Origin of the sequence: Enterococcus cecorum DSM 20682 = ATCC 43198 (genome assembly GCF_000407565.1) — a bacterium.
Taxonomy (GTDB): Bacteria; Bacillota; Bacilli; order Lactobacillales; family Enterococcaceae; genus Enterococcus_E; species Enterococcus_E cecorum.
The window spans coordinates 73,024-87,302 of record NZ_ASWI01000004.1 but is presented as its reverse complement, the minus strand read 5'-3'; the positions used below and the strand labels follow the sequence as shown (position 1 = coordinate 87,302).

Sequence of the window (14,279 nt, the reverse complement as noted above, 5' to 3'; positions counted from 1 at the left end):
TTTTTCTCCTATTCTTTAGATATAGTCTAAAAGATTTACTTCATGTGCTCCGTCGTTTCCAGAAGGAGTCGTTTTGGTATTAAATGTTACATGATAACTTTCACTAAGTTCTCGAATAATTTCTTTGTCTTTATCGTCTAAATAAATGGAACGAGTCACTTGTTCTTTACCAGGAGCATTATGAATATTGCCGATGTTCAATTCTTTAATTGGTACGCCTCCTTTCACTAATGTTAAGGCATCGGCTAAATCTTTAATTACAATAAAAATCGTTTGCGCCGGACTTGCTTTATGAATAATGTCAATCACTTTTTGCAATGGGAAAAAGCGCATTGCAACAGAACCTGGAATCACAGTTTTCATCAAAGTTTGTTGCATTTTATCGTTACTTACTGCATCATTTGCTACAATGACTGTATTACAACCTAATGATTTAACCCATAATTGTCCTTGTCCATGGATTAAACGTTCATCCACACGTGTCATCACAATATTTGGTGTTGCCATTTTCTATTCCTCCTAATTTTTACCAGTATAATTCCCAATCTTTGTAAAATCTAATTAATGCTTCTAGATAATAATAGTCGCCCCAGATATTTCCTTCATCCACACCTTTTCCTGAGTGCCATGAGTAAACACCATGTAAAAGAAGCGGTCTACCTGGTTTGATTTCGCGATTTGCATAGTTGTCAATTAATGAACGTAACATTGCATGCATCGCGTATTTATAAGTTAATTTATCACTATCAACTTCCGGTAAGTGTTTCAACATTTCATGCATCCCACATACCGCTGTTGCAGTTGCTGACGAATCTCGAGAGTGACCCGAACCATCACCAAAAATTAAATCCCAATAGGAAACATGATCTTTTGGTAAACGATTTAAGAAATAATTGGTCATCCCTTTGAATAATCCAAAACAATCTTCATCTTTAACAAAGCGATAAGTCAATGGAATACCATAAATCCCCCAAGCTTGACCACGGGCCCAAGCTGAATCATCGCTATAACCTTGACGTGTCACACCTTTTAGCGGTTCACCTGTTTTTGGATCAAAGTAAAAAGTATGGAAAGCTGAGGCATCATCACGAATGACATTGTTTGCCGAAGTATAAAAGTGCTGAGTTGCCATCTGAGCATATTTAGGATCTCCCGTTTGCTCACTTGCCCAGAATAATAATTGAATATTTAACAAGCAATCAATAATCAAACGATAATGCTCTGGTTTGCCTAACTCGCCCCAAGCTTGAATAAATCCACCGACTTCTTGATAACGTTCGATGAGTTTATCAGCTGCTAAAATAGAGGCTTCTTTCGCTTCTGGTGTGTGTAATAATTTATACTCTGCCATGCATGAAGGCGTATACAAAAATCCTAAATCATGATGATCCAATTCAATACGTTTTTTCACACGATCTAAAAATGAACGGTCATTTGCTTGCGCGAGTTTCTTCATCGCTTCTTCATTTGTATACTCATAGCCTAACCATAATTCACCAGTCCAAAAGCCATTTGTCCATTCAGTGTTGTCCATTTTTGGATAAATATTATCAAACGTAGCTGGTGTTGGAAATTCTTCCTTAAAGTATTCCATATTCACACGAAGTTGTTCCATCGCTAAATCAATCGCAGCTTTTACTTCTGCTTTAGTAAGTAGAGGTTGGTCTAAAAAGCGCTCAGGATTTTTGATTCCTTCGATTGCAACCGTTTTAATTTTATTCTTCACTTAAATTCCTCCCTCGAACGCATCATCTTCTTGATCTTCTACAGCAAATAAAGCCTGTGCATTCACAACACCCTCTTTGGCAGTATTTACTAATTTATCCACTAAATCATCAAAAGACAACATTTCTCGTGCAAAAACTGCTTCAATCAACATTGCTAAGTTCAGACCTGAAAGCACATTCATTTTTCCATTAAATGCAGTCATCAATTCTGTACTAACTTTAAAAGGCGTGCCACCTAATAAATCGCTCAATACTAATACCTCTGATTGATCTACTAGTTCAACCGCAATCTTTTCTTTGACTGTTTGCGCTGACATTCCTTCAGAAAAATCAATCACTGCCACATTCTCTTGTTTTCCTACAATCAATTCCAAAGCACTGGCCGCTCCAGTAGCAAAATGTCCATGAGCAACAACTACTAATTTAATCACTTTATCGCATCCTCTCTATTTATGTTTACCGGTTTATCTATTGACTAAACTATACCATTTACCATACCAATTGTAAAGGCTTTTTTAAAATAATTTTGATTTTTTATGAAAATAAATAATTGCTTAATTTTAAGTTATACCAACAAATTTTTGAAAACATAATATAAATTAACAGTTATTTTAAAATAGGTGAAGTGCCTGTATACAAAGGATTTTCATGCTTAAAAATACAAGCACTGATACCTATATGAAAAGCGGTTTACTTTTTGGGTAGATAAGACTATGGTTGTTTACCAATATAAGCTAAAATGCCACCATCAACATAAAGAATATGACCGTTGACAAAATCAGATGCTTCAGACGCTAAGAATACTGCAGGACCAGCTAAATCATCCGGCGTACCCCAACGTGCAGCAGGTGTACGACCTACAATAAATTGATCAAATGGATGACGTTCTCCATTTTCTTGTAATTCACGTAATGGGGCTGTTTGAGGTGTAGCAATATAGCCAGGGCCAATTCCATTACATTGGATATTGTATTGGCCGTATTCAGAAGCAATGTTTTTCGTTAACATCTTCAAGCCACCTTTAGCCGCAGCATAAGCACTGACTGTTTCACGACCTAATTCACTCATCATAGAGCAAATGTTGATGATTTTACCTGCACCTTTTTCAATCATATCTGGAAGGACTGCTTTAGACATTATAAATGGCGCGTTCAAGTCTACATCGATGACTTGACGGAAATCTTTAGCTTCCATTTCAATCATTGGAATACGTTTGATGATGCCAGCGTTGTTGACTAAGATATCAATGACACCAACTTCTTCTTTGATTTGTGCCACCATTTTTTTCACAGCTTCTTCATCAGTGACATCACATACATAACCATGGGCTTTAATCCCTTCTTTTTCATAGTTTGCTAATCCTTGATTCACTGATTCTTGATTCAAATTATTGAAAACAATAGTTGCTCCAGCTTTTGCTAATGATTTGGCGATTTCAAAACCAATACCATATACCGCACCTGTGACTAACGCTACTTTTCCATCTAAACGGAATTTATCCATTTCAAAACTCATTTCATCTCTTCCTTTCTGATTCATTCAATTATCTCAAATCGTCCATTGCGACCATATCCATATCTGTATAGGTAATGTTTTCGCCACACATTGCCCAAATGAATGAATAATTACTTGTTCCTACACCTGAATGAATAGACCAACTTGGTGAGATGGTCGCTTGTTCATTCCCCATTACTAAATGTTTGGTTTCATCCGGTTTACCCATCATATGGAACACTTTAGTATCCGCTTCCATATCAAAGTATACATAAGCTTCCATTCGACGTTCATGTGTATGACATGGCATCGTATTCCAAGAGCTACCTGGTTCTAAAATGGTATACCCCATTTGTAATTGACAGCTTTGACAAACATTTGGATGAACATATTGATAAATTTTTCGTTCATTTAAGGTTAATTTTTCACCGGTTTCTAGTGGTTTAATTTGATCAATGCTAATCTTCACATTTGGGTAGGTGTGATGCGCAGGCACTGAACTTACATAAAATTTTGCAGGATTACTTGCATCTTGAGACTCAAATTTGACTTCTTTAGTTCCCATACCGATATAGTAACCATCTTGTTTCTTCATTTCTTCTTTTTGACCATTAATCGTGATGAAACCAGGGCCACCAATATTAATAACACCCAATTCACGACGTTCAAGGAAGAAATCTACGCCCAACTCAGTTGATAATACAATTTCAAGTGGCTCTGTAGTAGGGGTCACTCCTCCAAAAATCATACGGTCATTATGCGTATAAGTTAAACGAATATCCCCAGGTACAAAGACTTCTTCTACTAAAAACTCCTTACGTAACTGTTCTGTTGAATAATGACGGATATCTTCTGGTGCGTGTGCGTAACGCGTTTCCATCTTTTGCATTTCTCTTTTCCTCCTTGTTTTTATTTCCTATAAAGAAAATATATTTTACATTTAAGAAATTTACAAATTCATTATACATAAGTAAACCGGTTTTGAAAAGGCTTTTTTATAAATATTATCGGTTCATTTTACTAGAATCATTTTTAAGGTAGGCTTGCACTTCTTCTAAAGTAAATTGATTACAGTCGCCATAGACCATATGTTTTAATGCCGAAGCCGCAGTTGCAAAATCTACTATCGCTTGAGGTTCACACTCACTAAGCAAACCATGGAGAATGCCTGCTGAGTAAGCATCCCCACCACCTACACGATCAACAATCTCAGGAATATCTATCACTTTAGATTCGTAATAAGCATTTTGATAATAAAGTGTTCCCTGTAACTGATTGTGTTTGGCAGAAAGTATGGTGCGATTAGTCGAATAAATCACTTGAATATTTGGATAAAGTCTTTGCATTTCTTGGTAACATTGATCTAGTGGTAGAAGTTCTGCATGCTTAATACCAAGTAAATATTTAGCATCTAGACGACCAGCAGATAAATAATCAACATAAGGCAAGATTTGTTTTAATGCTTCTGCTGCTTGGGCTTGACTCCAAAGCTTACCACGAAAATTAATATCAAAACTAATTTTTACACCTCTTGATTTTGCTTCTTGCATCAATTTAATTAACAATTCTAGCCAAGCAGGACTTAAAGCTGGCGTAATGCCTGATAAATGAAATAAATCAATTCCTGCAAACAAATCCATTCTTTCCCATTCATTTGCTGCCATCTGAGAAAAACTTGAAAATGCACGATCATAGATGACATTGGCTGCTTTGATGCCCACTCCTTGCTCTAAAAAGTAAATTCCTAAGCGCTGACCACCAAAAAGCAGAAAATCAGTATGCACACCAAAACGATTCAAATGACGCTTAACCGCTAACCCTAATGCATTATCGGGAACTTTACTGGCAAAGTAAGCTTGGTGCCCAAAATTTGCTAAACTGATCGCTACATTGGCTTCTCCACCACCGTAATGTGCGAGTAGCTCATCTGTACAGGCTAACCGGTTTTCTTTTGTCGAAAGCCTTAACATAATTTCTCCTAAAGTAAGTACTTCTGCCATAATCATCCCTCGCGTATTTCTTGTAATTTAGCCATATATTGCTCTGCTACTTTGGTAATTGCAGGATAGTCTTCATTTTTTAAAGGTGCCAATAGATTCCCACCAACTCCAACAGCAATAACGCCTGCTTTGAACCAATCAGCCATATTTTCCAAGCTCACACCACCAGTTGGCATAATGTTTAACTGTGGCAACGGTGCTTTGAATGCGCCAACAATTTTCGGGCCAAAAGCAGAACCTGGGAATAATTTAACGATATCTGAACCAGCTTTTAAGGCTTCCTTCATTTCATTAATAGTCATACAGCCCGGTAAGTAAGGAATTTGATACAGGTTGCAAATCTTCGCCGTCTCTATGTCAAAACAAGGACTCACAATAAATGCTGCACCTGCCATTATCGCTAAACGAGCAGTCGTAGCATCCAGAACCGTTCCAGCGCCGATCACTACTTCTTCGTCATCAGCATACTTTTCAGCTAAAGTACGGATGGCTTCTTGCGCATTTGGTACTGTAAAGGTTAATTCAATTCCCTTCATTCCCCCAGCAACAATTGCTTCACTTGCTTTGATTGCTTGCTGTGCTGAATCACCGCGAACCACTGCAATGACACCACAATTAGCCAGTTTTTTTAGAATATCCACACGTTTCATCTTTATCACTCTTTCTTATTTAGAAATTATAATTTATCTTTTAGAAATACAAGTAGAGTATAACGCAAAATCAAAATATTTGAAAGGGGTTTTATTAAATAATTTTCTGCATAAAAAAAGAAGACTTAGCACCAAAACTAAATCTTCAATATCTAATTATGTATATTATTTTAATTCTTTTTCAATATCGGCCTTTGCTTCTAAAATTGCTTGGATAACCTTCTCTTGATAGCTATTTGTTACACGGAATTTAGGTAAACTAATACTCATCGCACCAACGATCTGTCCCTTATTCATCAATGCAGTACCTACACAAAAAATATCCTTTTCCATTTCCTCGTTATCAAAAGCAATCCCACTCGCTCTAATTTCTGATAATTCTTGCTTTAATTTTAGTGGATTTGTAATTGTATTTACCGTAAATGGTTTTAATTCGTTTGTTTCTAAATAACTATCCACTTCAGATTTGCTCATCATCGCCAGAACTGCTTTACCCATTGCTGAGCTATATAGTGGGCGACTAACCCCCACTTTTGAAGACATACGGATCGACTGAAACTTTGGCTCTAATTTATTGACGTAATAAATTTCAGAATTACTTAATACCCCCAAATGAATTGTCTCATCAATTTTTTCTTGTAGTTTTTCCAAGTGAGGCAAACTTTGCTCAATCAAATCAATTTGTTCAATATTCTGATTGGCATAACGTACTAGTTTTGCCCCTAATTGATAGGTTTTTTCTTCGCTTTTTTTGACATAGCCTATTAAATTTAATGTATCTAAAATTTTTAAAGTTGTAGGCATGGTCATTTGGCATTGATGAGCTATTTCTTGTAAGCCGATATGGGGATTTTCAGCAATACAATCAATAATTTTTGCTGCCTTAATCAAAACAGTGCCATAAGGTTTCGCTTGTTCCATTCTCTCACCTTTTCTATTTAAGAAATCTTTTTTTCTTTATCATAAAACAAACTATTAAACGAATCAAGCGTAAAAAAGGACCCGGATAAACCGAGTCCTAATTAGAAGGCCAAGCTGAGATGATTGGTAGCAAAGTCCTTGCTTTTTACAAATCGTTGTTTCATTTACAATCTCTACACTAAAATTATTCGGGCACTAATAAACTTTCTCACTACGTACCTCTTACACTACATTGCAAGTTGACTTTGCATACACTTTAGGTGAATCTTGTAGATTTAACAAATTTTGTTGCTCTTGCTACTACTTTCTCTTTTACTTTTTTTGTTTCATGCGTGCTATATAGTCGACGCCTTTTCCATTATTAGTAGTAAGTCTTGGGTGTTTTATTGATTATTTACTTTTATCTCTCAGCTTCTTTCCTCCCTTACAATGATAGTATAGCACTATTTGTAACCGTTTGCAACTAAAAAGTATTAATAACTTTCAGTATTTTTTGAAAACTTTTTTTGCTATAATGTCCTTAAAGGAGTGATTTCATGTCTCGTGCTGAACTAAAACTACAAGCGAAATATTTACTCAAAGGGCGCTATACGCAAGCGATTTTAATCTGTCTCATTCCAACATTATTATCCATTGGTATTACCTATACTGGTTTTTTAGCTAGTACTGTTTACGCTATGATTCATTCTAGCTTATTGCAAAATCGTTCTTTTGATTCTGTATTATCTTATTCTTTGGATTTTTCTGATTTATCTTCAAGTTGCTTTGTTGATTTAATCAGTTTTTATCTTTTAACTGCTATTTTTTGGACTTTTATCAATCTGAGTCGTGGAAAGAAAACGCAAATCAGTCTTATCAACGATGGTTTTCAGACAATTTCTAGAGAGCATCTCATTCCTTTATTTTGCCTGTATATTTTAAGAGGAATTTTTCTTTTGGGATGGAGTTTGTTACTAATCATACCGGGCATTATCAAAGGTTATGCCTACTCTCAGGCTGAATTTGTCTATTAGGATCTTTATGAAAAAACCGGAGAACGTCCTAACTTACTTGAATGCTTGAAATGTAGCGAACAAATGATGAAAGGCCATAAGTTTGAATTTTTCGTCTTAGATTTAAGTTTCATCGGCTGGCAAATTTTGTGTTTTCTAACTTTAGGGCTTGGTTATTTATGGCTTAATCCTTACATGTATATGACTAAAGCAGTCTTTTATAATGAGTTGGCAAAGAAAGAACTTCTTATTGAGCCAGCTGATTTCCATTAAAAAAGCGGAGAGGCAAATAATATGGCTTCCCCGTTTTATATTGTCTTAAAATATAAACATTGCATCTTAAAAATGTATTGATATATCAATAAAAATCAGATTTAAAATTAAAACATCCCGACTTTATCACGACAAGTTTTATCGGACAGAATGCTAAAAAAGCCCTAGCTAAAAACTAGGGCTTAATTCGTTAAATGCCTACTTTTTTGGCGATTTTGTCAACCTTGTCAGCCAACTCTTGTAAATTAACAACAGGTTGTTGTAATCTAATCCACCATGGTGCTTTGTTATCCCAGGTATATTCTGGAATTTCTTTTCCATTATTTTTACGATAAACTTCCTTCAAAATATTAATTACATCAGGATGACTAATGTATTCATAAGTTACTCCATTGAAATAATATGCATCCTTTCCATTGCCTTTTTTATTTGGAATCCAATAAATTGCGTACATAGTTACTGTACCTCCTTGATTTGTATTTTGATTATTAATATTTTGAGCAACCCCTTGCTCGACATCCTTTTTAAATTGCTCCTTGCTAATACCCCACTTAGCTAAGTATGGATATGGGTCCGTATGATCAGACCCATTATTTGGCTGATTAGCAGTGCAGTATGCGTGTGTTTTAATGCCTTCAAGCGCGCCGCTGTCTAACGTGGTAGGAATACCACCTTCCGTCGCTAATCGACGCAGTAAATCAACATAGATAGGATAGTCAATCATAAATTCTTCTTTCGTCTTGTGCGACTCTATAAGTTCAACGGCGGCATACGTTTCTGCATTCCATCCGCCACCGACGTCCCAAGCGCCCCGGTTAGTTGGTGCTGTTTGGATAATGCGTCCATTACCGACAACGTGGGTGTAGTACCCACTGTTTAAATCCTTACGTTGCATGTAGTCAGCCTCGTTCTGCGCGGTACTATTAGGATTCGCCGTACTATGTGCGTGCACTTGTCGATAAGGTGGATACCCAACTCGTGGTGTATCTGTTCTCATTTTCCGTCATCTCCCTTGTCTGCTGCATTTTTTAATTTTTCCAAATGGTCAACTACAAATTTAGGCAACGGTAATCCTAATTGTCCTAAATTTTCTGTTACTGAGATTCCGTATACTGCGATGTAGAAGATTACAAACGCATTCGCCATCATGGTCAAATCCATAATACGTAAATATGGATAAGCAACCACTACCAATAACACGACTAGTAAGTGTTTGACGATACCGAGTAAGCCTTTAGTCGAGTTGCCTTGTTTTCCAAGTAACCCCTTAGAAATACCTGTAAATACATCAAACAATACTAGCCAAATAAATACCTGGATAAACACGTTGTCTGCTAAATGTCTAAATTCTGCCAATAATTTCAAATTGTCTATTATCATCATTTTTAACCACCATTCTTTCTAAATTAAAAGGATGTGGAAATATCCACACCCATAGCTATTATTCTTCGTTTTCCGATTCCACGTTATCCGCTTTTAGCTTTTCAATTTCCGCTTTCAGATTCTCAATCTCTCTATCCTTATCATCAATCGTAGCTACTAGCTGTAATCGTTCTAATTCGAGCTGTCCTAATCGTTCTTGTACTAGCTGATTCAACATTAGTTAATCCCTCCAGTTAATTCTTTGACAAACTCTTCTTTTGCTTTATCAAACCATTGGTTAGGCGTTAGCTCGTTTAAATTATAGCCACTTTCGTTATTCAAAGGCACGTTCGCCGCTAAACTGATAAAGCCGATATTCGCATTCATAAATACTGTAGCATTCGTGATTTGTCCTTCTTCCACTTGTAAATTGACATTCGTTACATTTGTTGTAATCATAATAAATTACTTCCTTTCGTGTTATATATTATATTTTCCAAAAGATTTACTTTATTTGATAATTTTTGCACTGCACCAATTAGGACTGGGATTAAGCCACTATCTTTAATCTGATAGTAACCTCCTACCTTGAATACCGCGTTGGGCAATATTTCTTCGACTTCTTGAGCAACTAAACCAAAATCCTCGTGTACATTATCTGATTTCCAGTCAAACTGACGTACTTTCAATTGATTAATTGTGGCTAATGCGTCTTGGGTAGGTGATTGGATGTTTGATTTTAGGCGTTGATCGGACAACCACATTGATATGCCCCATGCTTTTCCTGCTCTACTTCTGACTTCGATGTATGAACCAGAAGCATTTGGATTAGCTATAGTCATCTGTTTTATAGCCGAATCATTATTCATTGTGGTTTGTGGAATATAATTAGCATTGACTACTAGCTGCTCTTGATTCTTCGTATAAATTTCCAACCTACCTTGTGTACTTTCAACAACCGACTTTCCGTCTTCGTTGGCTATTATTCTTAGGTAGTAAGGAGTTTTATCAGTACGGCTAACGGTGTTAGCAACCAAATCAAGATACGCTTTCTTTCCGACAAGATGTATTCCAGAATTTAAATTCGTACCTACGTTTGTAGATTCTGGCTCTATCTTAAAACCTTCTGCATGAAATTCGATTTTTCGTTTGGCAAATACACCATCACTATTTTTCATCTCGTTCAAAAATCCACTATATGTTAGTTTGGTGGAACCGGCATATCCATTAGTATCAAATATTGTCATGTTAACAGATTGTGCTCCATAATACCCGATAGAATTGTTTTGCGTCGAAATGAACCAACCATCCATTAATTGAGTTGTGCCATTAGATCCAGTAGACTTGACAATTGTTCCGTCAATCGTTCCACCTTTGATATAATTTCCGCTGATCTCAGTCGACTTAATCTTGTTGGTAATAATGCTGTTAGCCACCAAATTATTAATAAACGCGTCGTCCATTTTAGTGGAGCCATTTAATCTGATTAATTTTGCGTTAATCTCGGCTGTAGATGTGTTTGCGTTTAGGTTAAGCGACGCTAATATATCGCCAGCGCTATTTAAAGCTGTTATGGCATATTTGTTAGCCAGTTGATTGACCTTAGTTGTGAGCCCTGTACTGCTATCGTACACGGTTGATGAAATGCGGTCAGCAAGCTGCTTGACTTCTGTGTATTGCGTTAGGGTTGCCATGTCTTCTGGCGCCGGGTACCAGTCTGTCATCATATTTCCAATCTCTAACTTTTCGTGTCTAGATTGAATATTTGTTTCCAGTTCTGTGATGTTTGTGTTCGTAGAATTTATTAAAAAATCAATTCTTTGATAACCTACTAATGTCGAATCAATACGCACGGTCAACTTTATTTTTTTTTCTTCACCGATATTACAAATTTCTCCATAATAATTTAGCCTGTCTGCATCGCTGTTAAAAAACTGGACTCTAATTCTTCCACCTTTGATAGCGTTTGACGGTACTTTTAAATCGCAAGATGCAGTAATATAATCTCCAACTTTTAAATTCAAATCAGATAAATTCCTAGAAAATAAAATAGCCACCCACTGACCCAAATCGAATTTTTTATAGTCTTTGTGCGTTCCTGTTAGATAATTCCTACCGCCGACTTGTAAATTATCCAACTTACTCTTTGTACTCTTCACATAACTAGCAATTCCTTGACCATCTATCGTCAATTTGCTATCAATTGTTGACTTGTCATAGTAATTGCCCAACTTAGTATTAATATCTTGCGTATACTGTGCTGTTATCCCACTGACTGCTGTGGATAATTTGCTGTCAACCGTCGTTTTTTGGTAGTAGTTGTTAGATAGGTTGTTGTTAATACCGTCGATTTGTGACTGTTGGTCTTCTGGCGCTGGGGACCAGGGTGTAGCTGTGTTTCCTTCTTCTAACATAAAACCGTATACGCAAATTTCTACTCCTGCCGTTACAAACCAAATATATGGTATAAAAAATGCATCTAGCGTTGTATCAAATTCGATTGTGACTTTTGTCCATTTGTTTGCTATTAGTCTACTCACACTATATTTAAGATTAGTTTCTGTATGGATGTTTGTACCATTGGCAACTTGATGATGACCAATACTATCAAAAGCAAATCTGTGATCTACGTTCGTTTTTATCCAATAGCTAAATATATAATGTTTACCTTTTGATAGATTATAGTATCCGTAATTATTTGTAATTCTAATCCCATGAGAATTACCGCTTACTCCATCATTTATTTTAATTTTGTAATATTTTAATGAGCCTTCCGTTATCACTTCGGCGGTCGATTCGCCATATTCAAAATATTTCATATTACTTTCGCTGACTTCTGAGTGTAGTAGTAAGTTTCGTCCACCGACTTGCAAATTATCCAACTTATTCCCAACTTCAGTAATCCCACTAGCCACCTGTTCAATACGGTTGCTTGTTTGGTCTATCCTAGTCGACTGAGTGGTTACCGTCTTAGTCAAGCTAGCTACATCAGCGATTGCCTTATCAGCGTTAGATTTCGCTGTGTTAGCTGTGCTGACTGCACTATTTGCACTCGCTACAGCATTAGTCGCATTTTGGCTAGCACTGTTTGCTACGTTTGTTGCATTTGAGGCTTTATCTAGTGCACTGTTTGCTGTGCTACTTGCGTTCGTAGCGCTAGTCACTGCACTGTTAGCTTTGCTGTAAGCGTCGTTGGCTAACTTCTGCGCTTCGGTCGTATTTGTTTGTATCGTTTCAATACTGGACACTTGCTGACTTATTTTCTTTGCGGTTTCTTCCTTAAATGAGTTGTATTCGCCTTGTAATGTCGTCAAGTCAGATTTAACTGCGTATTTTTCCGACATTTCCTGTTTCACGCTTGCCACTGAGTCGGATATTGTCTTATTTAACGTTAACTGTGTCTCAGACAAATTCGTCTTGGTGGCATAATTTTGAGTGAGCGTAGTCTTGACGGTCTCAATTTTACTAGCTAAATCAGTTTCAGCGCTTGCTAAATCAGACCTTACGTTATCCACATTCGTATTTAACTTACTGATTTCTGTGTTTGTCAATCCGATTAATCTATTTGCTTCGGCCGCATCTGCATTAGCTTTATCGGCTAACTCCTTAGCTGCATTTGCTAGTCCGTTAACTAAGGCGGTCTGTTTGCTTGCTTCGTCAGCTGTATCTTTAGCACTATTCGCTGTATCTATAGCGCTATCTGCTTTACTATCGGCCGCGTCTGCTTTATCCTTTGCTTCATCTGCCACTTTAGCAGCGTCGTCTGGGTTGCGTTCCCATTTGTATACTTTAGGGTTTGTGCTAGCGACCGTCGAATAATCGACGTAATAGCCACGGTATTTAGGTATCCAGTCGGTAGGTAACTCGGTTGTAAATTTAACCGTTCCGTCAGCTGAGTCTGCCCATGCTAGATGCACGACTGGCGTTTTACCTGGTGTTCCGTCTTTGACATTAAAAACTGTTAACTCGTTTCGTCCACGTTCACGTCCGTCTTTTCCAGCGATTATCAAATAGGTTGCTAAATCGTCAATGCTACCGGCACGAACGATAATACTTGCGTCGTGGGAATACTCGGTACTATTTTTAAACCAGGTTAAGCTAAATTCATTCGTGACGTCTTTGGCGCCATCCATGACGCGTGCAGTTAAGGTTGTGCTGCCTTTGCCGTTCTTAAATGAATAACCATTAGAGGTCATGATTTGAACATCATAGACCTTGTTTTCTTCGATTAAGGCATTCATTTTAGCTAATAGTTCATTAGCAATTTCAGACTCTTTGCGTTCGTAATTGGTAAACACTGTCTTATTTTTGGATTTATCCAACAACGATATAGTCTGCTCGCTGATTCGCGCTTCCACATAAAGAGGTGGATCATAATGCACACTATCAATCAGTAGCATTCTATCGCCAATTTGACCATCAACGTAACCTTCTGTCTCATAGTCGATTTTAGGCTCTGAATGTTTTTTGAGTTCACCCAACATGTATGCATACAGCGCTTCCTTGCTACTATGTTCCGTGTCTTCGCTTTCCAAACAGATAAACGAGTCGCTCGCCTTGTGTGCAATAGCTGGAAATCTATCCCTTGCTTGCGGTGCGTAAAGCGTATCTCCTTGAGTGTAATAGAGTAACTTTTTATCGCTATCGTACACTTTTTTATCAAGACCAGCGATTGTGAGACCATCTTTCCCATGCACCCTAATAGCTGTATACAATTCATCAATATTGGCAGTATAGTTGATAACTTTAAGCGACTTTCCTACTCTTATCGGCATTCCTGTTTTATCCTTGCCGATATTACCGATTTTATAAACATTTAGGACATGTCGTTTAAGCGAGTAGTCATCATTCAATTCAGTC

General features: G+C 37.0%; 15 protein-coding genes. 2 read left to right on the top strand and 13 right to left on the bottom strand.

Translation table 11 applies throughout. The annotated features are described in order from the left end of the window. Positions 1-15: 15 nt before the first annotated feature. From I567_RS06350 to I567_RS06315, 8 genes are all read right to left on the bottom strand, one after another. Positions 16-507, bottom strand: coding sequence for a PTS sugar transporter subunit IIB (locus I567_RS06350; RefSeq protein ID WP_016251424.1), 492 nt, complete (start codon positions 505-507; stop codon positions 16-18). A gap of 19 nt (positions 508-526) precedes the next feature. Beyond that, positions 527-1,726 (bottom strand): glycoside hydrolase family 88 protein, encoded by a 1,200-nt coding sequence (locus tag I567_RS06345; RefSeq protein ID WP_016251423.1) that lies wholly within the window; start codon positions 1,724-1,726, stop codon positions 527-529. After that, positions 1,727-2,155: a PTS sugar transporter subunit IIA gene (locus I567_RS06340; RefSeq protein WP_026209948.1), complete on the bottom strand. Its 429-nt coding sequence runs from the start codon at positions 2,153-2,155 to the stop codon at positions 1,727-1,729. 283 nt (positions 2,156-2,438) lie between these two features. Next, positions 2,439-3,242 (bottom strand): gluconate 5-dehydrogenase, encoded by an 804-nt coding sequence (locus I567_RS06335; protein WP_016251421.1) that lies wholly within the window; start codon positions 3,240-3,242, stop codon positions 2,439-2,441. 28 nt (positions 3,243-3,270) lie between these two features. Then, positions 3,271-4,110 carry a 5-dehydro-4-deoxy-D-glucuronate isomerase gene (kduI, locus tag I567_RS06330; RefSeq protein WP_016251420.1) on the bottom strand — a complete coding sequence of 280 codons (840 nt, stop codon included), beginning with the start codon at positions 4,108-4,110 and terminating at the stop codon, positions 3,271-3,273. Between the two features lie 115 nt (positions 4,111-4,225). Continuing rightward, positions 4,226-5,221: a sugar kinase gene (locus tag I567_RS06325; protein WP_016251419.1), complete on the bottom strand. Its 996-nt coding sequence runs from the start codon at positions 5,219-5,221 to the stop codon at positions 4,226-4,228. A gap of 2 nt (positions 5,222-5,223) precedes the next feature. Further along, positions 5,224-5,871 (bottom strand): bifunctional 4-hydroxy-2-oxoglutarate aldolase/2-dehydro-3-deoxy-phosphogluconate aldolase, encoded by a 648-nt coding sequence (locus tag I567_RS06320; protein ID WP_016251418.1) that lies wholly within the window; start codon positions 5,869-5,871, stop codon positions 5,224-5,226. 165 nt (positions 5,872-6,036) lie between these two features. Further along, positions 6,037-6,792 (bottom strand): IclR family transcriptional regulator, encoded by a 756-nt coding sequence (locus I567_RS06315; protein ID WP_016251417.1) that lies wholly within the window; start codon positions 6,790-6,792, stop codon positions 6,037-6,039. A 536-nt stretch (positions 6,793-7,328) separates the two neighbouring features. Here I567_RS06315 and I567_RS06310 point away from each other — a divergent pair. Next, positions 7,329-7,805 carry a DUF975 family protein gene (locus I567_RS06310; RefSeq protein ID WP_016251416.1) on the top strand — a complete coding sequence of 159 codons (477 nt, stop codon included), beginning with the start codon at positions 7,329-7,331 and terminating at the stop codon, positions 7,803-7,805. 45 nt (positions 7,806-7,850) lie between these two features. After that, positions 7,851-8,057: a DUF975 family protein gene (locus tag I567_RS06305; protein WP_111736130.1), complete on the top strand. Its 207-nt coding sequence runs from the start codon at positions 7,851-7,853 to the stop codon at positions 8,055-8,057. Positions 8,058-8,247: 190 nt separating this feature from the next. Here I567_RS06305 and I567_RS12415 read toward each other — a convergent pair whose 3' ends face one another. From I567_RS12415 to I567_RS12215, 5 genes are read right to left on the bottom strand one after another with little or no spacing between them, the layout of a single operon-like run. Next, positions 8,248-9,054 carry a peptidoglycan recognition protein family protein gene (locus tag I567_RS12415; RefSeq protein WP_016251415.1) on the bottom strand — a complete coding sequence of 269 codons (807 nt, stop codon included), beginning with the start codon at positions 9,052-9,054 and terminating at the stop codon, positions 8,248-8,250. Continuing rightward, a complete protein-coding gene (locus tag I567_RS06295; RefSeq protein ID WP_016250931.1) occupies positions 9,051-9,440 on the bottom strand; it encodes a phage holin family protein in 390 nt (129 codons plus the stop codon). Before I567_RS06295 ends, I567_RS12415 begins: the two co-directional genes overlap by 4 nt. 58 nt (positions 9,441-9,498) lie before the next feature. Beyond that, positions 9,499-9,657: a hypothetical protein gene (locus I567_RS12770; RefSeq protein ID WP_016250930.1), complete on the bottom strand. Its 159-nt coding sequence runs from the start codon at positions 9,655-9,657 to the stop codon at positions 9,499-9,501. Then, positions 9,657-9,878 carry a hypothetical protein gene (locus tag I567_RS06290; RefSeq protein WP_016250929.1) on the bottom strand — a complete coding sequence of 74 codons (222 nt, stop codon included), beginning with the start codon at positions 9,876-9,878 and terminating at the stop codon, positions 9,657-9,659. Before I567_RS06290 ends, I567_RS12770 begins: the two co-directional genes overlap by 1 nt. Continuing rightward, complete coding sequence (locus tag I567_RS12215) at positions 9,875-14,194, bottom strand: tail fiber domain-containing protein (RefSeq protein ID WP_174362047.1); 4,320 nt, start codon at positions 14,192-14,194, stop codon at positions 9,875-9,877. The genes I567_RS06290 and I567_RS12215 overlap by 4 nt, the downstream gene beginning before the upstream one ends. Positions 14,195-14,279 lie beyond the last annotated feature (85 nt).